Source organism: Micromonospora sp. NPDC048905 (genome assembly GCF_040649655.1).
Lineage (GTDB): Bacteria > Actinomycetota > Actinomycetes > Mycobacteriales > Micromonosporaceae > Micromonospora.
The window spans coordinates 603,538-628,464 of sequence record NZ_JBEZFV010000003.1 but is presented as its reverse complement, the minus strand read 5'-3'; the positions used below and the strand labels follow the sequence as shown (position 1 = coordinate 628,464).

Annotated in this window: 20 protein-coding genes and 1 pseudogene; 9 read left to right on the top strand and 12 right to left on the bottom strand. The window is 71.8% G+C overall.

Going from position 1 to position 24,927, the window contains the following annotated elements; translation table 11 throughout:
• Positions 1-2 precede the first annotated feature (2 nt).
• Complete coding sequence (locus tag AB0C01_RS11210; RefSeq protein ID WP_357247080.1) at positions 3-1,241, bottom strand: PspC domain-containing protein; 1,239 nt, start codon at positions 1,239-1,241, stop codon at positions 3-5.
• A 182-nt stretch (positions 1,242-1,423) separates the two neighbouring features.
• Between AB0C01_RS11210 and AB0C01_RS11205 the strand changes: the two genes are divergently transcribed.
• From AB0C01_RS11205 to AB0C01_RS11195, 3 genes and pseudogenes are all read left to right on the top strand, one after another.
• Positions 1,424-3,238, top strand: coding sequence for a PspC domain-containing protein (locus AB0C01_RS11205; protein WP_357570932.1), 1,815 nt, complete (start codon positions 1,424-1,426; stop codon positions 3,236-3,238).
• Positions 3,235-3,480 (top strand): annotated as a pseudogene (locus tag AB0C01_RS11200) (hypothetical protein); the annotation flags it as partial. The gene AB0C01_RS11205 and the pseudogene AB0C01_RS11200, both read left to right, overlap by 4 nt.
• Before the next feature lie 543 nt (positions 3,481-4,023).
• Positions 4,024-5,277 carry a phosphatidylserine decarboxylase gene (locus AB0C01_RS11195; RefSeq protein WP_357570931.1) on the top strand — a complete coding sequence of 418 codons (1,254 nt, stop codon included), beginning with the start codon at positions 4,024-4,026 and terminating at the stop codon, positions 5,275-5,277.
• A gap of 60 nt (positions 5,278-5,337) precedes the next feature.
• Here AB0C01_RS11195 and AB0C01_RS11190 read toward each other — a convergent pair whose 3' ends face one another.
• The 3 genes from AB0C01_RS11190 to AB0C01_RS11180 all read right to left on the bottom strand — a co-directional run bounded on the left by AB0C01_RS11190 (position 5,338) and on the right by AB0C01_RS11180 (position 9,197).
• Positions 5,338-6,276, bottom strand: a complete 939-nt coding sequence (locus AB0C01_RS11190; protein ID WP_357247088.1) for a CDP-alcohol phosphatidyltransferase family protein — start codon at positions 6,274-6,276, stop codon at positions 5,338-5,340.
• Between the two features lie 347 nt (positions 6,277-6,623).
• Entirely contained in the window at positions 6,624-7,619 is a 996-nt protein-coding gene (locus AB0C01_RS11185) for an NUDIX domain-containing protein (RefSeq protein WP_357570930.1), read from the bottom strand.
• 627 nt (positions 7,620-8,246) lie between these two features.
• Positions 8,247-9,197, bottom strand: coding sequence for an NUDIX domain-containing protein (locus tag AB0C01_RS11180; protein WP_357247094.1), 951 nt, complete (start codon positions 9,195-9,197; stop codon positions 8,247-8,249).
• A gap of 143 nt (positions 9,198-9,340) precedes the next feature.
• On the opposite strand from AB0C01_RS11180, the gene AB0C01_RS11175 reads away from it, so the two are divergent.
• Positions 9,341-9,748: a PspC domain-containing protein gene (locus tag AB0C01_RS11175; RefSeq protein ID WP_357247096.1), complete on the top strand. Its 408-nt coding sequence runs from the start codon at positions 9,341-9,343 to the stop codon at positions 9,746-9,748.
• A gap of 7 nt (positions 9,749-9,755) precedes the next feature.
• Here the strand turns inward: AB0C01_RS11175 and guaA are convergent, their stop codons facing one another.
• A complete protein-coding gene (gene guaA / locus AB0C01_RS11170) occupies positions 9,756-11,312 on the bottom strand; it encodes a glutamine-hydrolyzing GMP synthase (RefSeq protein ID WP_357247098.1) in 1,557 nt (518 codons plus the stop codon).
• A gap of 145 nt (positions 11,313-11,457) precedes the next feature.
• Here guaA and AB0C01_RS11165 point away from each other — a divergent pair, with 145 nt between their 5' ends.
• Positions 11,458-11,913, top strand: coding sequence for a GNAT family N-acetyltransferase (locus AB0C01_RS11165; RefSeq protein WP_357247101.1), 456 nt, complete (start codon positions 11,458-11,460; stop codon positions 11,911-11,913).
• On the opposite strand, the gene AB0C01_RS11160 is transcribed toward AB0C01_RS11165, so the two are convergent.
• A complete protein-coding gene (locus tag AB0C01_RS11160; RefSeq protein ID WP_357247104.1) occupies positions 11,910-13,607 on the bottom strand; it encodes a GMC family oxidoreductase in 1,698 nt (565 codons plus the stop codon). The genes AB0C01_RS11165 and AB0C01_RS11160 overlap by 4 nt on opposite strands.
• A 145-nt stretch (positions 13,608-13,752) precedes the next feature.
• Between AB0C01_RS11160 and AB0C01_RS11155 the strand changes: the two genes are divergently transcribed.
• Entirely contained in the window at positions 13,753-14,871 is a 1,119-nt protein-coding gene (locus AB0C01_RS11155) for an LCP family protein (RefSeq protein ID WP_357247107.1), read from the top strand.
• 6 nt (positions 14,872-14,877) lie between these two features.
• On the opposite strand, the gene AB0C01_RS11150 is transcribed toward AB0C01_RS11155, so the two are convergent.
• From AB0C01_RS11150 to guaB, 4 genes are all read right to left on the bottom strand, one after another.
• Positions 14,878-16,332, bottom strand: a complete 1,455-nt coding sequence (locus tag AB0C01_RS11150) for a M1 family metallopeptidase (RefSeq protein WP_357247111.1) — start codon at positions 16,330-16,332, stop codon at positions 14,878-14,880.
• A gap of 97 nt (positions 16,333-16,429) precedes the next feature.
• On the bottom strand, positions 16,430-17,845 hold the full coding sequence (locus tag AB0C01_RS11145; RefSeq protein ID WP_357570929.1) for a M1 family metallopeptidase: 1,416 nt from the start codon (positions 17,843-17,845) through the stop codon (positions 16,430-16,432).
• 156 nt (positions 17,846-18,001) lie between these two features.
• Positions 18,002-19,120, bottom strand: coding sequence for a GuaB3 family IMP dehydrogenase-related protein (locus tag AB0C01_RS11140; RefSeq protein WP_357247117.1), 1,119 nt, complete (start codon positions 19,118-19,120; stop codon positions 18,002-18,004).
• A 30-nt stretch (positions 19,121-19,150) separates the two neighbouring features.
• The gene (gene guaB, locus AB0C01_RS11135; protein WP_357247120.1) at positions 19,151-20,713 is read right to left on the bottom strand and encodes an IMP dehydrogenase; all 1,563 of its coding nucleotides are present in this window, start codon (positions 20,711-20,713) and stop codon (positions 19,151-19,153) included.
• Between the two features lie 185 nt (positions 20,714-20,898).
• Here guaB and AB0C01_RS11130 point away from each other — a divergent pair, with 185 nt between their 5' ends.
• Complete coding sequence (locus AB0C01_RS11130; protein WP_357247123.1) at positions 20,899-21,318, top strand: DUF5319 domain-containing protein; 420 nt, start codon at positions 20,899-20,901, stop codon at positions 21,316-21,318.
• Between the two features lie 12 nt (positions 21,319-21,330).
• Here AB0C01_RS11130 and AB0C01_RS11125 read toward each other — a convergent pair whose 3' ends face one another.
• Positions 21,331-22,149 carry a response regulator transcription factor gene (locus AB0C01_RS11125; RefSeq protein ID WP_357247126.1) on the bottom strand — a complete coding sequence of 273 codons (819 nt, stop codon included), beginning with the start codon at positions 22,147-22,149 and terminating at the stop codon, positions 21,331-21,333.
• A 253-nt stretch (positions 22,150-22,402) separates the two neighbouring features.
• Here AB0C01_RS11125 and AB0C01_RS11120 point away from each other — a divergent pair, with 253 nt between their 5' ends.
• Both AB0C01_RS11120 and AB0C01_RS11115 read left to right on the top strand, forming a co-directional pair.
• On the top strand, positions 22,403-22,786 hold the full coding sequence (locus AB0C01_RS11120) for a WhiB family transcriptional regulator (protein ID WP_357247129.1): 384 nt from the start codon (positions 22,403-22,405) through the stop codon (positions 22,784-22,786).
• A gap of 816 nt (positions 22,787-23,602) precedes the next feature.
• Positions 23,603-24,166 (top strand): hypothetical protein, encoded by a 564-nt coding sequence (locus AB0C01_RS11115; RefSeq protein WP_357570928.1) that lies wholly within the window; start codon positions 23,603-23,605, stop codon positions 24,164-24,166.
• A 302-nt stretch (positions 24,167-24,468) separates the two neighbouring features.
• Here the strand turns inward: AB0C01_RS11115 and AB0C01_RS11110 are convergent, their stop codons facing one another.
• Positions 24,469-24,861: a hypothetical protein gene (locus AB0C01_RS11110; RefSeq protein ID WP_357253454.1), complete on the bottom strand. Its 393-nt coding sequence runs from the start codon at positions 24,859-24,861 to the stop codon at positions 24,469-24,471.
• Between the last annotated feature and the right edge of the window lie 66 nt (positions 24,862-24,927).

Below are 24,927 nucleotides of genomic sequence, written 5' to 3'. Positions count from 1 at the left end.
GGTCATCTGTTCCTCTCCGCTGCGGACGAGTCCCGGGAGATCGGCAGTATCAACCGGACCTCGGTCCCCTCCCCCGGGCCGGACCGGATCTCGGCCCGTCCGCCGTGCCGCTTCATCCGCCCGATGATCGAGCCGCGTACGCCGTGCCGGTGGTCCTCCACGGTATCCGGATCGAAGCCCTTGCCCCGGTCCCGGATGAAGACGCTGACCTGATCGGGCTCCACCTCGGCGTAGAGCGACACGGTCTGCACGCCGGCGTGCCGGGCCGCGTTCACCAGCGCCTCCCGGGCGGCCGCGACCAGCGCCCCGACCTTCTCGTCGGTCTCCCGGTCCCCCACCACGACCGCCTCCACGGTGATCGCGTAGGTGTCCTCGACCTCGGCGGCGGCCTGCTCCAGCGCGGCGGCGAAGCGCTCGCTCGGCGACGCGGTCGGCTTGTACAGCCAGTTGCGCAGCGAACGCTCCTGCCCTCGGGCCAACCGCTGCACCATCTTGACGTCACTGGCGTTGCGCTGGATCAGGGCCAACGTGTGCAGCACCTGATCGTGCACCATGGCGGCCAACTCGGCCCGCTCCTGCTCGCGGATGCGCCCCTCGCGCTCCGAGCGGAGCTGGCTGTACGTCCGCCAGAGCACGGGCGCGGCGACCACGCCGACCCCCGCCAACCCGACCAGCGCGAAGATCACGCCGTTGATCACCGCGTCGAAGTTCTGCGCCGGCGAGTAGACCGCCGCGACACCGATGATGCCGACCGCGACCAGCACCCCACCGCCGATGAACCGGAGCACGAACGCCCGCCGGTCACTCTCCTCGACGACCGCGCCGAGCCAGGGCACCGGCATCGCGTTGCCCCACTGCCGCCGCCGTTCGGGTGCGGACTGGTGCCAGATGACCCCCGCACCGACCGCGATGATGGCCACCAGCCAACCGGCCGTGCCGGCCGCGCCCACCGAATCGAAGACCATGACCTGGATCAACAGGACACCGAGCCCGATCCCCACGAACGGCAGGAGCTGGGCGACGTCGCGTCGGGGCGGCACCGCGGTGTCACCGGGCCGCAACGGCACCACCGCCCAGAAGGCCGCGTAGAGCAGCAGGCCGAGCCCGCTCAGGCCGAGCAGCACCATGAACGCGACGCGCACCCGCAGCACCGAGATGCCGAGATGGTCGGCGATACCGGCGGCGACGCCGGCGGCCATCCGGTGCTCGGGAGCACGATAGAGGCGCGGGGGCGGAATCACGGTGCTGATCGGAGGCTCCCTGGTCGCGGTGGCGGGTCGGTGCAGGTCGGTGATCTGATCGTCACACGCTGCGGCGTCGACGACCACGGGGACGCCCCGGACATTCCGGCCGCCGGATCTCAGGGTGGGGTCAGGGTCGGGTCCTGAGGTCGTTCGGGTTCACCTGGCAGCAGGATCGAAGCATGACCGAGGAAGCTGCCCCGCCACCCCGACCGGGGTCGGCGGAGCCGGGTGGTTCAGCACCGCCCCCACCAGCCACGACGCCCGCCGAATGGACCGAGCCCCGCACGTTCGGTCCGCCCGCCGGCTACGGCCCGGACAGCGGCGGCACACCCGCCGGTCCGGCCGGCGGCTACCCGCCGCCCACCGGCGGCCACGGGCCGGGGTTCGCGGCCGGCACCGGCTACGGAGCCGCGGGTACGCCACCCGGACCGGGCGGTCCGGGTCCGTCCGCGCCGCCACCGCCGTTCGCCGGCACCGGTTTCACCTCGCGGTACGGGTTGGTCCGGCCGCGCGAGGGCCGGTATCTGGCCGGCGTCTGCGCGGCGATCGGGCGAGCCACCAACACCGACCCGGTGCTCTGGCGGGTGCTGCTCGCGGTGCTCGGGTTCTTCGGTGGCATCGGCATCCTGGTGTACGTCGCCGCCTGGTTGATCATCCCGAACGAGGGCGACACCGCGTCCCCGATCGAGTCCATGCTCGGCCGCGGCCGCTCCAGCATGTCGCCGGTGACCGTCATCATCCTGGGCATCCTGGTCGCCGCCAGCTTCGGCTACATCGTCACCGACGCCTTCCGCGCGGTGCTGCTCGGCGCGGCCATCCTGGTCGCCGGCGCGCTGCTGCTCAACCGGGACAGCCGCACCCCACAGCCGGGCACCCCGGCCGGGCCGGCACCCTCCGGCAACCCGCCCGGCCCGGTCCCACCGGTGACCTGGCCCGCGCCCTCGTACGGCGTGGCACCGCCCAGCGGCCCACCGGCGACCGCACCGATGGCCGGCGGTGCACCGGCATTCGCCACCGCGACCGCGGGGACAGCGCCCACCGTCACCACCCCGGCGTACGGCCTGCCACCGACCGGCGTTGCGCAGTCCACCGCCACGGCGCAGCCGGTCTCCGGAACGACCCCGGTGTCCGGGCAACCGGCCGACCCGACGACTGTCGCAGCGGGCTGGCCGGCGCCCGCCACGGACTGGCCGGGCACCGCCCCGACCACCGCCGGGTGGCCGTCGGCACCGGTGACCGGCGCACCGGCCGACCCGTCCGGCTATCCGACCGCCGCCCCGGCGTCCGGATACCGCCCCCCGTTCGCGCCGCACGGCCCGTACGCGACGCCGGCCCCGGCCGCTGCCCGTCCGCCGAAGCCACCGAAGCCACCGAAGCGCCCCAAGGAGCGTTCGCCGCTCGGCGCGGTGACCTTCTCCCTGATCTTCCTGGTCCTCGGTGTGGTCGCCCTGCTCGACCTGCTCGACGTCTTCGCCATCAGCGCCTCGGCGTACTTCGCGGCCGCGCTGGCCACGATCGGGCTGGGACTGCTGGTCGGCACCTGGTTCGGGCGGGCCCGCTGGCTCATCGCGCTCGGTCTGGTGACCGCGGCGGCGCTGGGCACGGGCACGGTCGCCGAGTCCTACGACCGGATCCGCGGGGTCGACGGCGCGGTGACCTGGGCACCCACGGACTACCGCGATCTGGCCGACCGGTACGAGAACAGCTTCGGTGACGCCGTACTCGACCTGCGCGGGATCGACTTCGCGAAGCGGGACAGCCAGGTGACGGTTGCGATCAACTTCGGCAAGGCGACAGTGGTCGTCCCACCGAACGTGGACGTCACCACGGTGGCCGACGTCAACGCTGGTGACGCCACCATCTTCGGCAACCGTTCCGGCGGACTGGACGGTCGCCTACAGGAGACCACCGACCTCGGAATCGACGGTGCCGGCGGCGGCAAGCTGCGCCTGTACATCCACGTCAACGCTGGCAACCTGGAGGTGACCCGGTGAAGGCTCACCGCACGGATCTGGTGTCGTTCGCCTTCGGGCTCGTGTTCCTGGCGCTGTCGGCCTGGTGGCTGCTCGCCCAACTACTCGGGTTCGCGCTGCCGGCGGTCGGCTGGTTCCTGGCCAGCGCCCTCATCCTGATCGGGGTCTTCGGGCTGGTCGGCGCACTGCGCTCGGGTCGGTCGGGCCCGCCGGAGCAGACCGCCGAGGCCGGCGTCACCGAGGCCACCGCGCCCGTCTCCGGCGCGTCCGCTCCGGTCTCCGGAATGCCGACCTCCGGTGCGGCACTGCCGGTCTGGGAGGCCGACCGTTCCACCTGGGACGCTCCCCCACCGCCAGCGACCCCGGAGACGGCCACCACCGAGGTACGGGCACCGGAGGCGCCGTCCAGCGAGGTGATCCACCCGGCCTGGTTGGCTCACCAGCCAGCAGAGCCGGAGACCGCCCCGATCGCCGGCCAGCCCGACGAGCCGACGCTCCCGCTCGTCACCCGAGCGCCGGACGGGGACGAGCCGACCCGGTCCGACCACCCGGACGAGCCGACCCGGTCCGACCACCCGGACGAGCCGGTCGGCGACCAGCCGGGTGACGGGCGGGAGGGTCGACGGGGAGAGGCCTGACCTCGGGCGCAGCCCGGCCACGGCCGGCTCCACCGCCACGGCGATGCCGATGGCCCGGACGGACGCATATGCTGGCCGGTGGAGATCTCGCCTCCGCCGGCCGGCCCGTCCCGCCATGGCGGTCCCGCCGCGATTCCCGTCTCTACCCCCGTCAGGAGCCCGCCCGACATGACCCAGTCCCCCGCCGTGCGTACGACCGGCCGATCCGGTCCGGTCCGCATCGGCGAGCGAGCCGCCCGCACGCTCGTCGCCGAGCTGGCCCGGATCAACGATCCCAAGGCCGCCCTGCTGGTCGGGGTCCGCCCGGAATCCGCGGTGCTGGCCGCGGCGATCGAGGCGCTGCTCCCCGGTGACCGGCTCACCGTGGTGCCCGCCGAGCCGCTCGGCGCTGCCGCGCTCCGCGAGCACGTCAACGCCCAGGGCCGTTGGGTCGCCGACCGGGTGGGGGTCGTCGACTCCCTGGCGGAGGCCGAAGCCGCCACGGTCGTCATCGCCGGCGAGGTGTTCAGCGGCACCGCCGAGGAGACCCGCAGCGGCATCGAGGGCCTGGCCAAGTTCCTGTCCGACGGTGCGGTCCTGAGCGTGGCCACCACCGCCACACCCGGCCGGACCACCGGGGCCGCCGCCGAGCTGGCCCGCCAGGACGCCCTCTACGGCGTCGGTGCCGACCTGGTGGTGCGCAACTCACCGCCGGTACGGGTCTACCGACTGCGCTTCACCCCGGCCAGCCCTGCCACGGCCGAGAGGCTCGCCCCCGCGCACCGGCCGTCGAGCGTGCCGCTGACCCGCGGCATGCACATCGACTCCAACGGCGTTGCCGCTGCCGGCATCACGCTGGGCCTCGCGGCGCTGGCCCGGGTGGCGCGCCCGTCGTCGAAGCTCTGGCTACTGCCGGCGCTGGCCGCCGGGCCGGTGGCCGCGTTCTTCCGGGACCCGGAGCGCGACGTACCGGAGGACCCGACCGCGGTCGTCGCCAGCGCGGACGGCAAGGTTCTGTCGGTGCAGCGACTGCACGACGAGCGTTTCGGCGACGGCGAGTGGCTGCGGGTCGCGGTTTTCCTGTCGGTGCTGGACGTGCACGTCAACCGTGCCCCGGTCGCCGGCAAGGTGGTGGACTACTTCGTCGCCGACGGCGGCTTCGTCAACGCGATGAAGCCGGACGCCGAGCACAACGTCGCCGCGTACACCGTGTTGGACACCGCACGTGGCACGGTGGTGGTCGCGCAGCGCACCGGGTTGATCGCCCGTCGGATCGTGCAGCGCGCACCGATCGGCGCGCTGCTGGCCAAGGGTGAGCGCTTCGGGCTGATCCGTTTCGGCTCACGGACCGACGTCTACCTCCCGGCCGACGCCGCCGACCCGCTGGTCGGGCCGGGCGACAAGGTTATGGGCGGGTCCACGGTCATCGCCCGCTGGCGCTGACCCACGCACGTGGAAACGGGGCGCCGCTGACCGCGGCGCCCCGTTCTCGTTGGGGGAAAATCAGGCGGTACGACGTTGCCGCAGCCAGAGCACCGGCCCGCTGACCAGGTAACCCACCACGATCAGCGCGAACGTGAGCCGGATGTCGATGAGTGCGCCGATCACCGGGGCCAGCCACAGCCACGGCGGCAGCTTCACCAGGCGGGCGAGCTTGGCGTACGGGAAGCTCGACACCATCGCGAAGGCGAGCAGCGCGACCCCCGCGACCAGCACAGCACCGGGCACGGGCAGGCCGATCGCCACCGTCACGGCGAGCACGGCGGCCGCCATCGTGGTGGGCACGCCGCAGAAGAACCTGCCGTCCTTCGGCGAGACGTTGAAGCGGGCCAGTCGAATAGCGGCGCACGCCGCGACCAGGGCACACGCCACTGCCGCCGCTGCGGTGGAGACGGAACCGGCGAGTGAGGCGTAGACCACCACGGGCGCGGCGAGGCCGAACGAGCACATGTCGGCCAGGGAGTCCATCTGCGCGCCGAACGGGCTGGCGACGCCCAGCCGTCGGGCCAGTGCACCGTCCAGACCATCGAAGGCGACGCAGGCGATCAGGCAGAGCGCGGCGATGCGCACCTCACCCTGCATGGCCAGGAAGATCGCCAGCATGCCGAGCATCAGGCTGGCCAGCGTGCAGGCGTTGACCAGGCCGAACTTCATCCGGCGGGCAATGGTGCGGTCGCCGGGGAGCAGCGGGATCGAGTGTGACGAAGCCTCGTCGGCGTGTGCCAGGGGCGGCATCGCCGGACTGACCGGCATGATGGCCTCGATCTCGGCTCGACCGACGCCGGACGCCGGACGGCTGAGCCGGTCCAGGCCGTAGCGGCGGCGCTGCCGGTCGGCGTACCGGTGCTCGGTCGGGGTCAGGTCGGTCACGTGCAGGTCACCGTCACGGCGACCGACCCGGACCAACAGCACCTGGCGGGCGAATGTGCTGCTGCGGCGCAACGGGCCCGCCCAGCGACGCCCTGCGGGGCGCGGACTGTCAGTAGTACGACGCCGGCGCCATGGGGCTCTCGGCACGTTTCCTCCATCACCGGATCGGCTGACCGCCGCGGGGCGGGTGTCCGGCTGTCTCGTGCCGGACCGTGCGTGGCCCGGCAGCCGTTTTGCGCGGAGTACACCATCGCATAGGGGGACATGGCTTGGCGATAGCTGCCGGCGGTGCTTGTAACTGGTCTAAACCGCTCGAACCGCTCGCTTATTCCCATCCCGGGCTTCATCGCCCGTTTCCTCCATCATTCCCGCCATTGACTGTACCGGAGGGTCACCAAGTCGGCTCAGCGAGCGGAGTGCTATCGGCCACCCTGTCCGATTGCCGAGGCAGCGATGTCGCTCAACGGCAGGTCGAGGGCCTGCTCGCGAGTGAACCATCCAGCCCGCGCCGTCGAACCTCCGGCCGATTCGGTGACCACCGCATCGCTGGGTGTGTCCACCAGCACCCGATAGGTCACCCGTACGCCGTGCCAGTCCAGAGGCCGACCCTCCGGGCCGAGCGCGGCAGGGTTGTGCAGGTTGTTCACACCGAGGATCTCCTCCACGCGGCCCTGCTGGCCACCCTCCTCGACCAACTCCCGGAGCAGACCGGTGGCTGGCTGCTCGCCATGGTCGGTCCCCCCGCCCGGGAGGTGCCACAGGCCAGCCCCCGGATAACCGGCCGCGATCTCGGTCAGCAGGATCCGCCCAGCCGGGTCGGTGACCAGCCCGTACGCCCCGAAGCGCAGCCTGCGGTCGGGATGCGGCGGCGAAAGCGGCACACGCGCCCGATGCGCCCCGGGCGCCAGTGGGGTCACCGGCAGACCGAGCACTCCGGCGGTGAACGGCGTCAGCGGCACCCGCGCCGCCTCGGCCAGGGTGAGCCAGCACACCCGGTCCACCGCGCCACCACCGACGTCGCCCATCACGCCGTCGCCGGAAGGAGCGTCGCCCGATGCGCCGCCGCGCAGTACGCCGTCGCCCGGTGCACCGTCACGCAGGACGCCGTCACGCAGCGCGCCGTGAGGCGCAGCAAGCTCGAACAGCAGCCGGTCGGTGTGCAGCGCGACGTCGTCCTCCGGATAGGTGACCACGTCGGCGACCACCGTGCGGAGCCGGCCGACCACCACGGCCAACCCGGCCTGCTCGGCTACCGCACGGACCATGGCGCGCTCCGGGTGCTCGGCATGCGCCACCGCATCACCGGGCAGCCGCCAGATCCCCGGGAACTCACCCCCGACCCCGTCCCGGACCACCAGGACCCGGTCCGAATCCCACAGAATTCCGAAAACGCCAACCCGCCGCAGAAAGTCCATCCCCGCCAACTCCGCTCCCCCGCCCAGCCGCCTAGCCGCCTAGCCGCCCAGCCCGTCGATCATGAGGTTATTGCCGTCCGTCTCGGGGCGTGTCCTGACAATAACTTCATGATCGACGCTCGGAGTCCGAGGATTCGCGCTAGCGCAGTCCGTTTTGGGCGTTAGGTGCGCTCGGCAGGCAGCGCGGCGCACCCCGGGAGGCTCGGTTAGCGATGATCGACTCGGGTTTATTGATGTCGGGGTATTCGGGAGCTTGGGACACCCCGACATCAGCGAAGCGGAGCTGGTCATCCGGTCCGTACCGCCCGTTGGGACTTTCTCGCGAGCCGCATCTCTCGGAGGTCCGGACAGCCGCCGAACCATCCAACGCTCGGCACTCGGCACCCGGCCCAGATGCGCTGCTGTCGGCGAGCATTACCGGCGGAGACCTACCCGCCAGCACGCCCACCACCAGACACACCAACGCCGGCGACGCGCCACCGGCCGAGCGCCCGCCCCAGCACGCACGACCACCGTCCAAGCCCGCCCGCAACGCGCCACCGGTCAAGCGCCCGCAAAGCACGCACCACCCCACCGGCCGAGGGATCGCGGCCGTCTGCCCGTTTCAGGTGGAACGGGGCCGGCGGGTCAGGTGAGCTGGGCGGCCTGGACCGCTTCGGCGGTCACCTCGGTGAGGTGGTGGGTGGGGAGAGCGCCGAGCTCTTCGCGGGCGAACCAGCGGGCCTCGCAGGTGGAGCCACCCACGTCGGTCACGGTCAGCGGGTTGGGCTGGTCGACCACGACCCGGTAGAAGGCACGTACCCCGTGCCAGTCGATCGGGTAGCCCTCCGGGCCGAGCGACGCGGCGTCCCGGTGGCTGGCCACGCCGAGCAACTCGACCAGACGGCCGGTCTGCCCGGTCTCCTCGACCAGCTCGCGGATGAGCGCGGCACCGGGCTGCTCGCCGTAGTCGGTGCCGCCGCCGGGCAGGTGCCAGCAGCCAGCGCCCGGGTAGCCGTCGGAAACCCTGGTGAGCAGCACGCGACCGGCCGGGTCGGTGCACACCGCGTACGCGGCGAAGCGCTGCGCCCGGTGCAGCCCGTCCGGACCGGGCACCGCGTAGAAGGAGGGGAACTCGGGCGCCTCGTCGGGCACCACGTCGGCGGAGGACGTGGGCAACCCGAGCGCACGCGCGGTGAACGAGCGCAGCGGCAACTCGCGCGCCTCGTCGAGGGTGTACCAGCGGGCCAGGTCGGTGGGACGCTCACCGACCCGGTCGGCGAGGGTGCCGCCACGGACCGCCACCTGGTAGATCAGCCGGTCGGTGTGGATGGTGATGCCGCGCTCCGGCAGCGCCCGCATGTCGGCGAGCACGTCGGCCAGGCCCGAGACGGCGACCGACAGGCCGGTCTCGGCGGCGGTCTCGCGGACCACCGTGTGGTTGGGGTCCTCGCCGTGGTCGACCGCCCCGCCGGGCAGGGACCACGTGCCGGGGGTGCCGGAGCGCTCCGAGGCGCGAACCAGCAGGACTCGGCCTGTCGAATCAGCACAGACTGCGTATGCCGCGATCCTGCGGAGCGGCTCCAGCAAGGTGGTCACGGAAGCAAATTCTCCCCGCGCCGGGTTACCGGAACGGAAAAGAGTCGGATTCCTGACTGTCTGGCCCCGATCAGGGATTGGTCAGGGTAAGGATCCGGGCGGTCACCGAGGGCGGGGCGGGCACCGGCGCGGACCGTGGAGGCATGACATCGACCACCGCTCCCCACGCCCCGTACAAGCAGCTCCGTCGACCCACCACCGACCGCATGGTGGCCGGGGTCGCGAGCGGCGTCGGCCGCTACTTCGCCGTCGACCCCACACTGGTCCGGGTGGCCTTCGCGGTCACCGGCCTGCTCACCGGCGGGCTCGCGCTGCTCGCGTACCCGATCATGTGGTTCCTGATGCCCGAGGAGCCCACCGGCGCGCCGGCCTGGCCGCACGCGGCGGGCGTCGCGCCGCAGTCGGGTCCGCCGCCGACCGCCGGGCCTGCGCCGGGCGGGCCGATGCCGGGGTACGCCCCGACGCCGCCCTACCCGCCGACGACCCCGTTCGACGCGCCGCCGAGCCCGGCGCACAACCCGCACGACAGCAGCCCGCCGCCGGTCGCGTGAGCGGCGCTCACTCCCACTCGATGGTGCCCGGTGGCTTGCTGGTCACGTCCAGCACGACCCGGTTGACCTCGGCCACCTCGTTGGTGATCCGGGTGGAGATCCGGGCCACGACCTCGTAGGGCAGCCGTGACCAGTCGGCGGTCATGGCGTCCTCGCTGGAGACGGGGCGCAGCACCACGGGGTGCCCGTAGCTGCGCCCGTCTCCCTGCACACCGACGCTGCGCACGTCGGCGAGCAGCACCACGGGGAACTGCCAGACGCCCCGGTCCAGGCCGGCGGCGGTCAACTCCTCGCGGGCGATCAGGTCGGCCTCGCGGAGCAGGTCGAGGCGCTCCTGGTTGACCGCGCCGATGATCCGGATGGCCAGGCCGGGACCCGGGAACGGGTGCCGCCAGACCATCGACTCGGGCAGGCCGAGCTGGAGGCCGAGCGCGCGGACCTCGTCCTTGAACAGGGTGCGCAGCGGCTCGACGAGCGCGAACTTCAGGTCCTCCGGCAGACCGCCCACGTTGTGGTGGCTCTTGATGTTGGCGGTGCCGGTGCCGCCGCCGGACTCCACCACGTCGGGGTAGAGGGTGCCCTGGACCAGGAACTCCACGTCACCGTGCGAGGCGATCTCGCGGGCGGCGGCCTCGAAGACCCGGATGAACTCCCGACCAATGATCTTGCGCTTCTGCTCCGGGTCGGTCACGTCGGCCAGCGCGCCGAGGAACCGGTCGGTGGCGTCGACCACCTTCAGCTTGATGCCGGTGGCGGCGACGTAGTCCTTCTCCACCTGCTCGGCCTCGCCCGCGCGCAACAGACCGTGGTCGACGAAGACGCAGGTGAGCTGGTCACCGACGGCCTTGTGCACGAGCGCGGCGGCGACCGCGGAATCCACCCCGCCGGACAGGCCGCAGATGACCTCCTTGTCGCCGACCTGGGCGCGGATCCGGGCAACCTGCTCGTCGATGATGTTCTCGGGCGTCCAGGTCGGCTCGATGCCGGCGATGTCGTACAGGAAGCGCGTCAGCATCTCCTGGCCGTGCGCGGTGTGCCCGACCTCCGGGTGGAACTGCACGCCGGCCCGCCGCCCGGCCAGGTCCTCGAAGGCGGCGACCGGAGCGCCCGCCGACTCGGCGGTCACCGTGAATCCCGTGGGCGCCTCGGTCACGGCGTCGCCGTGGCTCATCCAGACCGGCAGGTCCGCCGGCAGGTCGCGCAGCAGCACACCCGGGTCGAGCAGGCGGGGGCGCAGCGGCGTGCCGCCGTACTCCCGGTTGCCGGTCCGCGCGACCGTGCCGCCGAGCGCCTGGGCCATCGCCTGGAAGCCGTAGCAGATGCCGAAGACCGGCACGTCGGCGGTGAACACGCCCGCGTCGATCTGCGGCGCGTCCGGCGCGTAGACGCTGGCCGGGCCCCCGGAGAGGATGATCGCGGCGGGGTTCTTCGCCAGCATCTCGGCGATCGGCATCGAGTGCGGCACGATCTCGGAGTAGACCTTCGCCTCGCGAACCCGGCGCGCGATGAGCTGGGCGTACTGGGCTCCGAAGTCCACCACGAGGACGGGGCGAGGCAGGCTCATGTGCGCAAAGCCTACCGACAGTCACGGCCGCGTCGGGCACGGGCCGGCACTCCGGCGTGCCGCGGCGGCGGCTGCGGGTGCGGCGGCCGGTCGGAGGGCGTCCTAAGATCGACGCGGGGCGATGACGGCCGGACGGAGGACAGGTGTGACCGAGGTGACCGTACGGCCCTTCCGGGACACCGACGCCGAGCTGCTTGCCGTACTCGTCGCCAGGTGCCTTCGGGAGGTCAACAGCCGTGACTACGCGGCCGACCTGATCGAGCGGATGTGCGCGCACTTCGACGCCGCCCGCTTTCGTGAACTCGCCACCGTCCGGGAGGTGTTCGTCGCGGAGCAGGGCGGGCGGGTGGTCGGCACCGTGTCCCGGGACGGCAACAAGGTCTACACGATGTTCGTCGACCCGGACCGCGCCGGCCAGGGTGTCGGCCGCCGGCTCATGCGCCACATCGAGCGGTTGGCCGGCGCTGACGGCCACGACCACATGGAGACCGGCGCCAGCATCACGGGGCACGGCTTCTACCACCGACTGGGCTACCACGACGTCCGGGTCAGCGAGACCGACTTCGGGCTCAACCACATCCTCCGCAAGCCGCTGTCCTAGAGCCGCAGCGCTCCCGGGGCGTCCGCCGGCACCGCCGGGTGGCGCGGGGGTACGGGCGCGAGCCGGCGGTACGGGGAGCCGAGCGTCGGGCGGGGGTCCTCCTCGCCCCTGTTGGGCCAGAAGGCCATCGCCCGTTCCGCCTGGGCGGTGATCGTCAACGAGGGGTTCACGCCGAGGTTGGCCGAGACCGCCGCGCCGTCGACCACGTGCAGCCCCGGGTGCCCGTACACCCGGTGCCAGGGATCGATCACCCCGTCGGCCGGCGTCGCCCCGATCACCGCGCCGCCCAGGATGTGCGCGGTCATCGGGATGTCGAACGGCTCGGTGAGCGGGCCGCCGGGAGTGCCGCCGATCTCGTCGGCGAGCAGTCGGGCGGCGGTGTTGCCGGCCGGGATCCAGGTCGGGCTCGGGGTGCCATGCCCCGGCCCGGTGACCAGCCGACGGCCGAGCGCGCCGCGCCGCCACCGGGTGGTCAGCGAGTTGTCCACCGACTGCATCACCAGGGCGATCACCGTCCGTTCCGACCAGCCGCGCACGGGCAGCATCCGGGCGACCAGCCCCGGTTGCCGCAGCATGCTGCCCAGCCAGCGCCGCACCCGGTGCGGACCGCCGTCGACAAGCAGCGACTGGAGCAGCCCCATCGCATTGGAGCCCCGCCCGTAGCGGACCGGCTCGACGTGGGTCTGCGGGTCGGGGTGGAACGAGCTGGTGATGGCCACCCCCTCGGTGTAGTCCAGACGCTCGGACCGGGCCCGTCGGCGGGACACCGAGGCGGCCAGGATCGCCTCGGAGTTGGTCCGGGTCAGCTCGCCGAGGCGGGGCGAGAGCCCGGGCAGCACGTCGTCGGCCTTCATGGCGTGCAGCAGCCGCTGGGTGCCGAGCGCCCCGGCGGCGAACACCACCTGGTCGGCGTGGACCACCTGCCGCCGCCTGCGCAGCCAGGCACCGGTGCGCTCGGTACGCACCTCGTACCCGCCGCCCGCCGCCGGTCGGACGGCGGTCACCGTGGTCAGCGGATGCACCGTGACGCCCTGCTGTTCGGCCAGCCAGAGGTAGTTCTTGACAAGCGTGTTCTTCGCCCCGTGCCGGCAGCCGGTCATGCACGAGCCGCAGTGCAGGCAGCCGGTGCGCTCCGGGCCGGCACCACCGAAGTACGGGTCGGCGACCCGCTGGCCGGGACGACCGATGTGCACACCGACAGGCGTGGCGTGGAAGGTGTGCCCCACCCCCATCCGCTCGGCCACCGCCCGCATGGCGCGGTCCGCGCCGGTCTCCAGGGGGTACGTGGTGACGCCGAGCATCCGCTTCGCCTGGTCGAAGTGGCCGGCCAGCTCGGCACGCCAGTCGGTGATGTCCCGCCACTGCGGGTCGGCGTAGAAGGCCGGCAGCGGCTCGTAGAGGGTGTTCGCGTAGACGAGTGAGCCGCCACCCACCCCGGCGCCGGACAGCACCAGCACCCCTCCGCCGGACCGCCGGTCGGCCGGGCGGAGCAGGGTGAGCCGCTGGATGCCGTAGCAGCCCAGCTTCGGCGCCCAGAGGAAGCGGCGGGCCCGCCAGGACGTCTGCGGGAACTCGTCGTCGGTGAAGCGCCGGCCAGCTTCCAGCACGGCGACGGAGTAGCCCTTCTCGGCCAGCCGGAGCGCGGTGACACTGCCGCCGAAGCCGGATCCGATGACGACCACGTCGTACCGCATGGACGCATCATTACTCGCGAGTAGCGCTCGCGCCAGCGCCAGTTTTCGCGCGATCATGCTCCGGCCGACCGACCCGACGCATTCCGGCCGCAACCCGGAGCACCCGTCGGAGCGTTGTTCACCAGACGGGTGGAAGGAATCCAAGATGATCCTCGGGTCGATGGCGCCGCGCCGACGGTGGTTGCTGCTGGGGTTGACGGCCCTCGCCGCCGTCGCGCTGATCGCGGCCGCCACGGTGGTGATCACCCGGCTGACCGGCGACAGCAAGCCGAGCGGCGCTCCGGCGACCGGCTCGCCGACGCCGTCACCGGCCGGGACACCCACCCCGAGTCCCAGCGGCCCGCCACCGGGCGCGGGCATCACCGGCCCGCTCAACCTGCTGCTGGTCGGTGTGGACACCCGGGTCAGCGTGCCCGGCTGGGAGCCGCACGCGGACGCGGTGCTGGTGCTGCACGTACCCCAGGGGTTGGGTCAGGCATACCTCTTCTCCCTCCCCCGCGACCTGCTGGTCGACATCCCGGCTTTCCCGAAGGCCGATTACAAGGGCGGCAAGACCAAGCTCACCCACGCCATGAGCTTCGGCAGCCGGGTGCCGGGCAAACCCAAACAACCAAGCACCGCCCAGGGGTACGAGCTGCTGCGCAGCACGGTCAGCGGATACACCGGGCTGCGCATCGACGCCGGCGCGGTGCTCACGTTCAACGGGTTCGACCGGCTGGTCGACACGCTGGGCGGAGTGGACATCTACGTCGACCAGCGGGTCGAGTCGCGCCACCGGCAGCCGAACGGCAAGTACCGGCAGACCGCGCCCGGCGGATACACCGGGCCGCAGCAGGTCTACGAGAAGGGCAACCAGCACCTCAACGGCTGGCAGGCACTGGACTACGCGCGGCAGCGCTACATCACCGGTGGCGACTACGCCCGGCAGCGGCACCAGCAGCAACTCGTCAAGGCGCTGACCCGCAAGATCCTGGATGAGGGCCTGGCCCGGCAACCCGAGCGGGTCGACCAGGTGGTCAGCGCCCTCGGCGACACCCTCGTGTACGCGGGCGGGCCGCGGATCGTCGACTTCGCGTACGCCCTGGGTGGGGTGCCGGCGAACCGCTTCACGCTCGTCGGCCTGCCCGGTTCCGGCGTCGGCAAGGGCAGCGCCTACCGCGGCGAGCAGCTCACCAGTGTCGGCCGGAAGTTCATCAGCGAACTCCGTGCCGGCCGCGCCGACGCCTACCTCGCCGCCAACCCCAGCCTGGTCGTCAGGAACTGACCCCGGTCAGAGCCGCTTGGGCAGGGCCGGCTTCTTGGTGCCGTAGAGCCAGGCGTCGAAGACCTGGTCGAGTTGCTTGCCGGAGATGCGTTCGGCGAGCGCCACGAACTCGGCGGTGGTGGCGGTGCCGTTCCGCTTCTCCGCCGCCCAGGTCTTGACGATCTCGAAGAACGCCTTGTCGCCGACGGACACCCGCAGGGCGTGCAGCGTCATCGCACCGCGCTGGTAGACCGACTCGCTGAACAGCTCCTTCGCCCCCGGCTTGCCCGGCGGCGTCTTCCACACCTTCTCGGGTGCCCTGGCGTACCGGTTGTCGAACGCCTCCTTGGCCGTGGAATCCCTGGTGTGCTCCGCCCAGAGCCACTCCCCGTACGTCGCGAAGCCCTCGTTGAGCCAGATGTCCTCCCAGGTGCCCAGGGAGACGCTGTCGCCGAACCACTGGTGGGCCAGCTCGTGGGCGACCACCGCGGTGTTCGGGCCCTGCCGGAAGAAGCCTGCCGAGTAGACCGGACGGCTCTGCGTCTCCAGCGCGTAGGAGATCCGGCTGTCCGAGACCACCACACCGCCGTACGCGTCGAACGGGTACGGCCCGAACACGGTCTCCAGGTAGTCGGCGACCTTTGTGGTCTCGGCGATCGCCGAATCCGCGGAACCGTTTGCCGCGATCGCGACCGCGCTGTAGACCGGCTTCCCCCGGTGCGTGGAGGTGGTGATCCGGAACTCGCCGATCACCATCGTGCTCAGGTAGCTGGCCATCGGCGACTTCTCCGACCACTTCCAGGTGGTCCACCCGCCCGTGCTGGCCTTGCCGCCGGGAACGCCGTTGCTGACCGCGGTGAGACCGTCCGGAACCGTGATCTCGAAGTCGTACGTGGCCTTGTCGGACGGGTGGTCGTTGACCGGGAACCAGGTGCTGGCCGACTCGGGCTGCCCCAGCGCGATGGCACCGTCGGGGGTGTGCAGGAATCCACCGTCACCGAGGGTCTCGTTCTTCAGCGGCTTCGGCACGCCCTCGTAGGCGATCTCGGCGACGAACCCGTTGCCGTTGACCAGACCGGAAGCTGGCGTGATCACCAGCTCGTTCCGCTCGCGGCGGTGCGTCGCCGGCGCACCGTCCACGCTGACCGCGGTGACGGTGAGACCGGCCAGGTCGAGGTTGAACGTCGACAGGTCGGCCGTCGCGGTGGCCTGCACGGTGGTCGTACCGGTCAGTCTGTCCTTCGCGGGGTCGTAGCGCACCTTGACCACGTACCGTCGGACGTCGTAGCCGCCGTTGCCGTAGCTCGGGAAGTAGGCGTCGCCGGCCCCCGGCGCGCCCGCGGTGAACGTCCGCGACGGAGTGGGCGACACGCTCGGCGACGGCGCGGGCCTCGAGCCCGTCGAGTCGCATCCGGACAGGACGAGTGCCCCGGTCACCAGCAGAGCCGAGCCCATCCGCAGTCCGCGTCGCCGCACCCGCATCCCACACCCTCCCCGTGACGGCCTGGGCCGCTCCCCGCGCACGGGCTTGTCCCCGCCGCCCCGGACGGCAGCATATCGACAGGGCAGCACGGCGCCGTCACGGCAGTGTGGGCGCTGAGCCACCCACCAACCAGGCGTCCAAGAGCGGTCGGAGCTGCCGACCCGCCACCCGCTCGGCCAGCGCGACGAGGTCCGCGGTGGTCGCGTTGGCCGCCGCCCGCTCGGTGGTCCAGGTCCGCAGGATCCGGAAGAACACCTCGTCACCGACAGTCCGACGCAACGCGTGCACGGCCAACGCCCCGCGCTTGTAGACGGCCGTACCGAACATCCGCTCCCGGCCCGGCTCGACCGACGGCTGCGACCAGTCGGTGGTCGCGTACTGGAGCTCGAAGTTGCGTTGCGCGGTCCGGCCGCCGTCGTGTTCCTCCCACAGCCACTCGGCGTAGCTGGCGAAGCCCTCGTTCAGCCAGATGTCGCTCCACCTGCCCACCGACACGCTGTCGCCGAACCACTGGTGCGCCAGCTCGTGCGCCACGACGCTCGGGTTGGGCCGGTCGTCGGTGAAGAACGCGGGACCGTAGACCGGGCGGGACTGGGTTTCCAGCGCGTACCCGACCCGGTCGTCGGCGACGACGATCCCACCGTACGAGTCGAACGGATACGGGCCGAAGCGGCTGGCCAGGAAGTCGGCGATCGCGCCGGTGCGGGCCAGTGAGGTGGCCGCGCCGCCGGCCGATGGCAGGCTCGCCGCCACCGCGGTGACCATCGGTCGGCCGGCGTGCGTGCCGGTCACCACCCGGTAGTCGCCGATCACCAGCGTGGTCAGGTAGCTGGCCATCGGGGTGCGCTCCGACCAGTGCCAGGTGGTCCAGCCGTCGGCGCTGCTCTTCGGCCCGGGCACTCCGTTGCTCAGCGCCGCCAGGCCGTCCGGCACGGTCACCGCCAGGTCGTAGCGGGCCTTGTCCGACGGGTGGTCGTTGACCGGGAACCAGGTGGCGGCGGAGTCGGGTTGGCCGAGCGCGATCGCGCCGTCGGCGGTGTGCAGGAAGCCGCCGCTGCCCAACGATCCGTCCACAGCGGCGGTGGGCACGCCCGCGTAGTCGACGGTCACGGTGAACTGCTGGCCACGCGGGAGACCGGCACGTGGGGTGATCACCAACTCGCCGTCGTCGCGGCGGTGGTCGGCCCGCGCGTCGCCCACCCGGACGGCGTCGACGGCGAGGCCGGCCAGGTCCAGGTTGAACCGGGACAGGTCCTGCGTGGCCGTGGCGGTGATGACGGCTCGACCGGTCAGCCGGTCGGTCGACGGGTCGTAGCGGACGTCCAGGCCGTAGTGGCTGACGTCGTAGCCGCCGTTACCGCGCCCCGGCACGTACGGGTCACCGGCGTCGGCCGCACCGGGCCGGAACCCGTCGCGGTGCTCGCCCGTACACCCGGCCAACACCAGCCCGACGACGCAGGCCAGCGCGGCGAGCAGCCGGGTGCCGGCGGGCGTCCGTCCGCTCCGGACCATGCTGACTCCTCCCGCGCGGGATCCCCGGGTCAGGACGAGCGTAGCCAGCGGCGCCGACCGTGCGACCGGTATCGGCCTTTTGTTGGATTCGGGGCGTAGCGCGACGAAGGCCGACCCCGCCTCGCGCGGGGCCGGCCTTCCAGCGTCTGTGAAAAATCAGCGGTCCAGGACCAGGCCGACCTTCTGGAACTCCTTCAGGTCGCGGTAACCGCACTTGGCCATCGCCCGACGCAGCCCACCGAACAGGTTGAGCTGGCCGTCCGCCTCGTCCGCCGGCCCGAAGAGCAGCTCCTCCATCGACCCGAGCGGCTCACCGGCCACCTCGAACGCGCCCCGGGGCAGCGACGGGTGGCTCGCCGCCGAGTGCCACCAGGCGCCACCGGCGGGCGCCTCGTCGCAGAGCGACAGCGGCTCACCGAGCATCACCGCGTCCGCGCCGCAGCCGAGCGCCTTGGCGATGTCACCCGACGTCTGGATGTCACCGTCGGCGATCAGGTGCACGTACCGGCCGCCGGTCTCGTCGAGATAGTCGCGACGGGCCGCCGCGGCGTCGGCAATCGCGGAGGCCATCGGCACCCGGATGCCCAGCACCGACTCGGTCGTCGACCACTCGTCGCCACCGATGCCCACGATCACACCGGCCGCACCGGTACGCATCAGGTGCAGCGCCGTCTTGTAGTCCGTGCAGCCGCCGACGATCACCGGCAGGTCGAGGTCGGCGATGAACTCCTTGAGGTTCAACGGCTCGTCGGTGGTCGACACGTGCTCGGCCGAGACGATGGTGCCCTGGATGACCAGGATGTCCACCCCGGCGTCCAGGATCACCGGGGCCAGCGCCAGGGTGTGCTGCGGAGAGACCCGTACCGCCACCGTGCCGCCACCGGCACGCAGCTCGCGCACCCGTTCGGCGATCAGGTCCGGACGGATCGGCTCGGCGTACACCTCCTGGAGCCGCTTGGTGGCACGGGCCTCCTCGTCGAGGCTGGCCAGCTCGTCGAGCACCTTCGTCGGGTTCTCGTAACGGGTCCACAGGCCCTCGACGTTCAGCACGCCGAGACCGCCGAGCTGACCGAGCCGGACCGCCGAGGCCGGGCTCATGGTGGCGTCGGAGGGGTGGCCGACGCACGGGATGCCGAACGGGTACGCGTCGAGCTGCCAGGAGGTCGACACGTCGTCGACGTCCCGGGTACGCCGGCTCGGCACGATGGCGATGTCGTCCAGGTGGTAGCCGCGCTGCGCGGTCTTGCCCAGCCCGATCTCGACCACGTCACGCATGGGGGACTCCAGGTGGTTGGGGGTGATGGGTCAGCGGGAGTGGTAGTTGGGCGCCTCGACGGTCATCTGCACGTCGTGCGGGTGGCTCTCCTTCAGCCCGGCCGCGGTGATCCGGATCAGCTGGCCACGCCGGTGCAGCTCGGGGATGGTCGGGGCGCCACTGTAGAACATGCCCTGCCGCAGGCCACCGACAAGCTGGTGGGCGACGGTGGCGAGCGGGCCACGGTAGGGGACCTGCCCCTCGATCCCCTCCGGGATCAGCTTCTCGTCGGAGATCACGTCGTCCTGGAAGTAGCGGTCCTTGGAGTAGGACTTCTGCACACCCCGGCTCTGCATGGCACCGAGCGAGCCCATCCCCCGGTAGGACTTGTACTGCTTGCCGTTGATGAAGATCAGCTCGCCCGGGCTCTCCTCGCAGCCCGCGAGCAGGCTGCCGAGCATCACCGAGTCGGCACCGGCCACGAGGGCCTTGGCGATGTCACCGGAATACTGCATGCCACCGTCGCCGATCACCGGCACACCCAGCGGCCGGCAGGCACGGGCCGCCTCCATGATCGCGGTGATCTGCGGTACACCGACCCCGGCGACGACCCGGGTGGTGCAGATCGACCCCGGGCCGACCCCGACCTTGACGGCGTCCGCGCCGGCCTCGGCCAACGCGCGGGCACCGGCGTAGGTAGCCGAGTTGCCACCGATCACCTGGACGTCGGTCTCCCGCTTGAGGCGCTGGATCATCTCGACGATGGCCCGACTGTGGCCGTGCGCCACGTCCACCACGACCACGTCCACCCCGGCGTCGACGAGGGTCCGAGCCCGCTTGTACGACTCCTCACCGAAGCCGATCGCGGCGGCGACCCGCAGCCGGCCCGAGGAGTCCTTCGTCGCCAGCGGGAACTGCTCGCTCTTGGTGAAGTCCTTGACGGTGATCAGACCGCGCAACCGGCCGCCCTCGTCGATCAGCGGCAGCTTCTCGACCTTGTGCTTGCGCAGCAGGTCGAGCGCGTCGGCCTTGGTGACCCCGACCGGCGCGGTGATCAGCGGGGTCTTGGTCATGACCTCGTGGACCGGGGTGGACGGATCAGAGACGAACCGCATGTCCCGGTTGGTGATGATTCCCACCAGTGCGCCGCCGGCGTCGGTGACCGGCAGGCCGGAGATCCGGAACTTCGCACAGAGCCGGTCCACGTCGCGCACCGTGTCCTCCGGCGAACAGGTCACCGGGTTGGTGATCATGCCCGACTCCGAACGCTTCACCAGGTCGACCTGCTGGGCCTGGTCCTCCATCGAGAGGTTGCGGTGCAGGACGCCGATGCCGCCGTTACGGGCCATCGCGATCGCCATCCGCGCCTCGGTGACCGTGTCCATCGCGCTGGAGACCAGCGGGATGGCGATCTCGATCTCCCGGGTCAGCCGGGTGCGGGTGTCCACCTCGCTGGGGGCGACGTCCGACTCGCCCGGCTGCAACAGCACGTCATCGAAGGTGAGACCGAGCGGTACCACCCGGGCAGAGCCGGCCGGCAGCTCGGGCAGGTGGCCGCCCAGGTCGGCGTACTCGGCGCCGGCCGCAAAGTCGGTGCTGGGCGAATTTTCCACGATTGCTCCCCTGAGCTGCTCGAATGGGCTTCAGCGAGGTGGCGCGTGCGGGCACCGGAGCACGCCACGGTGCCGGCACGTCGCCTCATCGTACCCAGTGAGCTGGGCGACCCGTCCGTGGCAGGCCGGCCCGGTGCAAGGCCGGGGGGCGGACGTTCGCGCCGCGTTGGGTCTACGGTGAGGGGGTGCACGACGAGCCCATCGACCCGTTCAACGGCGACCCGGCCGATCCGACCGCGGGCCTGGATGATCCGGGCGACGACGCGACGCCGGATCCGCTGACCGACGTCGAGCGGCAGGATGTGCTGGAAGACCTCGCCGATCTGGAGATCTACCAGGCTCTGCTGGCCCCGATCGGGGTCCGCGGGCTGGTGATCGAATGCGAGGACTGCCGGGAGCCGCACTACTTCGACTGGGACCTGCTCCGCGGCAACCTTCGGCACCTGCTCAACTCCGGTCGGCCCCGGGTGCACGAGCCCGCCTACGACCCCGACCCGGACCACTACGTGACCTGGGACTACGCCCGGGGGTACGCCGACGGGGTGCACGACACCCTGACCGAGGGCACCGAGGACGAGCCGGGCACTCCGACCGTCAGCGAGTGACGGCGGCCCGCCTCAGGCGACCAGGCCGGCCCGGAAGCCCGCTGCCACCGCGTGTGCCCGGTCCCGAGCGCCAAGCTTGCGGAACAACCGGCGGGCGTGCGTCTTGACGGTGTCCTCCGACACGAACAACTCCCGACCGATCTCCGCGTTGCTCTTGCCCTCGGCCATGCCGAGCAGCACCTGAAGCTCGCGCTCGGTCAGCCCGATCGACGCCCGGCTGGGCCGGGCGTTCGGGGCGGGCCGGGCCGGATCGGCCTGATCCGCCGACGACTCGCCGGTCGCCGACTCGGCCTCGTCGTCACCCCGCTGCACCGGCACCGACGGCACACCCGCCTGCCCCTCGCCGGGCGTGGCCGCCCAGCCGGGATCGCCGGAGCCACGCGGTGACGGCCCCGAGCGGCCCGAACCACCCACTGCCGCGGCGTCCCGGGCGGGATCGGTGATCCGCTGGCGTGACGCCCGTCCGGGGGCGGTGAGCAGCAGCAGCGCCTTCGCCACCGCGCTGGTCAGGTCGTGGTCGACATTCTGGATGAGACCCCGGGCACCGGCGCTGATGGTGGCCGCCGCGGCCTCGGACTCCTCGGTGCCGAGCAACAGCACCGCGGCCTGCGGCGCGCGGGCCAGCACCCGGCGGACGAAGCCGGCGCTGTCCGGCCGGGTCAGGGCCGTATCAGCCAGCACCACGTCAGCCGGTCGCTCGGCAAGCCGCAGCATCACCTCAGGATCAGAGACGGCGGTACGAACGATCGCGGACAACCCCAGCCGCGCGGCAGCAGAAGTAAGGTGCTGGGCCGCGAGTGGTGTCCGAACGCACACAAGAACGGTACGCACTGTGGTCTCCTCTCCGCCAACGAGCAGACCATGACGGGGTCGGCTGGGGAGGGGGTTCCCCGCAATCCTTCGAACTTTTCCGACAGTTAGGGCAAAAGCCGCAATTTCTAGGACGTTTTCGATCACAGACGTGTGAGTCGGCGAGAGTCCGGGTACCGGGAGGGCCAGGCCGGGAACGGTGCGCCTGCGCGGCCCGCCGCCCGGATGCCGGCCATATGGATTCTCGCGGAGCCGCGCGGGAGGAGGGGTGCTGATGTCGAACGTACGTAGACTGCCCGGACCCATCGTCGATCTCTGGGACTGGCAGCGACTCGGTGCCTGCCGGGGCCGGGACAGTGCCCAGTTCTTCCACCCCGACGGCGAGCGAGGCTCCTCCCGACTGCGGCGCGAGTCCTCCGCCAAGGCAGTCTGCCGCGCCTGCCCGGTCCGGGCCGAGTGCGCCGCGCACGCCCTGTCAGTCCGCGAGCCCTACGGCGTCTGGGGCGGTTTCAGCGAGTCCGAACGACTCCGACTGCTCGCCGTCGGTTGGGAGGACCTGGCCGACCGCCGGCACGCCCGGGTCGACGTCGCCCGACTGGAGGCCCGCCTGGGTCGCCCACACAAGTCGACGGTCCCGGCCCAACGCCACGTCGCCTGACCTCACACGATCCCGAACCGCGCCTCCGCCCCGGGGGCGCGGTTTCGTGTCGACGGGTCAGTTCCCACTGCCACCGCCGTCGTGATCGACCGCCGGCACCGTCGTGATCGACCGCCGGCACCGTCGTGCTCGACCGCCGGCACCGTGCTGATCGACCGCCGGCCACGTCGCGTTCGACGCCAACACCGTCGTGATCGACTCGGGGTCAAGGACATCGGGGCATCCCGCTCAGCCGGACACCCCGAGGTCAATGATGTCGAGTGGATCAAGCCGACTGGGCGACCCGAGAGGCAAGCGGCGATGGGAACCTGGGGTGATTGTCCGTTCTGGGGTTCTCGGCGCTCACGCGTCGGTAGCCTCTGCGTGACATGCGAGGTTTGTCCGGTGACCGGTCGCACCCGTGGGCCGGAATCATGGCCCGGCCGGGGTCGTTACACACCCTGACGATCGCAGCACGACCTGCCCCGCGCTTGACCTACGAGGTTGGGATGCCGGTACCGCAGGTTGGAATGCCGACCCGAGCCCGGTCGTTACAGTTCCCACGAGCGACCGCAGGCACCGCCTCCACGTGGGTGCCGATGGATGGGCCGCCCCCGGAATGACCCTGGCCCCCCGGTCGTTACATCTGGACCCGGCGCCACGAGCCTCCGCTCGCAGGCTGCCGACCCGGTGCCACGGAGCCACCCCGGCCCGCCGTCGCCGAACTCCCCAAGAGTTTCCCCCTTGTGAACGTGCAGCGCCGGACGAGGTGCTCACACCCTGCCGCCTGTCCCCCGTTGGCGGTTGGGGTGTCCTACCCCCGAAGGAGCTACCCCCATGAACACGATCATGCGTAAGAGTGTCCTGTCCGTTGCTGGTCTGGCCTTCGCCGGTGGTGTGTTCGCCGGTCCGATCGCCGCCCACGCCGCCACCCCGGTTGAGGGCAAGCCCGTCGCGGCGGCCGTGCAGACCACCGCGCCGAAGCCGCAGGGCGAGCAGTCGCACATCGACCTCAACGAGGAGAAGACCGCCAACGTCAAGGCGATCATCGCCGCCACGAAGAAGGCCGGCCTCCCGGAGCGGGCTGCGGTGATCTCGATCGCGACGAGCCTGCAGGAGTCGAAGCTGGACAACCTCGGCCACCTGGGCGACATGAACGACCACGACTCGCTGGGCCTGTTCCAGCAGCGCCCGTCCAGTGGTTGGGGTACGCCGGAGCAGATCACCGACCCCGCCTACTCGACCACGGCGTTCCTCAAGGGCCTGCGCCAGGTTGATGGTTGGCAGGACATGCCCCTGACCGAGGCCGCGCAGACCGTCCAGGTGTCGGCTTACCCCGACGCGTACGCCCAGTGGGAGCAGCAGGCCACCGACCTGGTCGCCCAGTACTGGAACAGCTGACACCACCGCACCACCGCATGACACTGACCGCTGGCCGGCACCCGCAACCCGGGTGCCGGCCAGCGGCGTTTCTGGGTCTGGCCGGCGTGTGGGGGTCACGACGCGACGCGCCGCCCGCTGCGCGACCACCCCTGCCAGAGGGCGGACGCTCGGAGATCTTGGACAGTTTCCGTTACGCGAGAACGGAAACTGTCCAAGATCTCGCCGCCGGCGAAGGCGCCGGCACGGGGGAGGCAACGGTGACACCGAAGGTCGTCGACCCGCCCACGATGCCCCGCCCAGGGATCTCCGCACCGATGACCTCAGCGAGGGACCCCGAGCCGCTCGGACCGGTGACGCTGCGGCACCCGACGGGCGGCGCGGGTGGCGAGCGCCCCGGCGACGAGCGCGGTCAGCACCCCGACCAGTTGGATCGCCTGTCCGGTCGCCACGTCGGCCCCGTGCCGCCCGAGCAGGTTGTCCACCCCGGTCGGGCTGATCAGGAACCCGACGGCCACGAACAGACCCAACAGCGCGCCCACCACAGGTGACCAGCGCCAGGGCGCGAGCGCGACGAACAGGGCACCGGCCAACAGGATGATCATCCCGGGCGGTACGGCGATGGGGAAATCGACCCCGGCCGCCCACAGCACGCCGATGCCCGTGGCACCCACGACGAGGCCGGCGATGGTGAACGTTCGTGCGGTAACAGTCATGGCTTCACCCTGTCCCGACACGGTCCGGTCCGCGTCCGCCAGGTGGCGTCATCGGGGATACGGCAG

What these genes read in the sequence shown, in the direction of transcription:
- AB0C01_RS11115 (WP_357570928.1), top strand. Translation starts at nt 23,603, where the DNA reads ATGAACACGATCATGCGTAAGAGTGTCCTGTCCGTTGCTGGTCTGGCC.
- AB0C01_RS11150 (WP_357247111.1), bottom strand. Translation starts at nt 16,332, where the DNA reads ATGCGGGTGCGGCGACGCGGACTGCGGATGGGCTCGGCTCTGCTGGTG.
- AB0C01_RS11140 (WP_357247117.1), bottom strand. Translation starts at nt 19,120, where the DNA reads ATGCGTGACGTGGTCGAGATCGGGCTGGGCAAGACCGCGCAGCGCGGC.
- AB0C01_RS11185 (WP_357570930.1), bottom strand. Translation starts at nt 7,619, where the DNA reads ATGGACTTTCTGCGGCGGGTTGGCGTTTTCGGAATTCTGTGGGATTCG.
- AB0C01_RS11110 (WP_357253454.1), bottom strand. Translation starts at nt 24,861, where the DNA reads ATGACTGTTACCGCACGAACGTTCACCATCGCCGGCCTCGTCGTGGGT.
- AB0C01_RS11145 (WP_357570929.1), bottom strand. Translation starts at nt 17,845, where the DNA reads ATGGTCCGGAGCGGACGGACGCCCGCCGGCACCCGGCTGCTCGCCGCG.
- guaA (WP_357247098.1), bottom strand. Translation starts at nt 11,312, where the DNA reads ATGAGCCTGCCTCGCCCCGTCCTCGTGGTGGACTTCGGAGCCCAGTAC.
- AB0C01_RS11205 (WP_357570932.1), top strand. Translation starts at nt 1,424, where the DNA reads ATGACCGAGGAAGCTGCCCCGCCACCCCGACCGGGGTCGGCGGAGCCG.
- AB0C01_RS11195 (WP_357570931.1), top strand. Translation starts at nt 4,024, where the DNA reads ATGACCCAGTCCCCCGCCGTGCGTACGACCGGCCGATCCGGTCCGGTC.
- AB0C01_RS11175 (WP_357247096.1), top strand. Translation starts at nt 9,341, where the DNA reads ATGACATCGACCACCGCTCCCCACGCCCCGTACAAGCAGCTCCGTCGA.
- AB0C01_RS11155 (WP_357247107.1), top strand. Translation starts at nt 13,753, where the DNA reads ATGATCCTCGGGTCGATGGCGCCGCGCCGACGGTGGTTGCTGCTGGGG.
- AB0C01_RS11160 (WP_357247104.1), bottom strand. Translation starts at nt 13,607, where the DNA reads ATGCGGTACGACGTGGTCGTCATCGGATCCGGCTTCGGCGGCAGTGTC.
- AB0C01_RS11120 (WP_357247129.1), top strand. Translation starts at nt 22,403, where the DNA reads ATGTCGAACGTACGTAGACTGCCCGGACCCATCGTCGATCTCTGGGAC.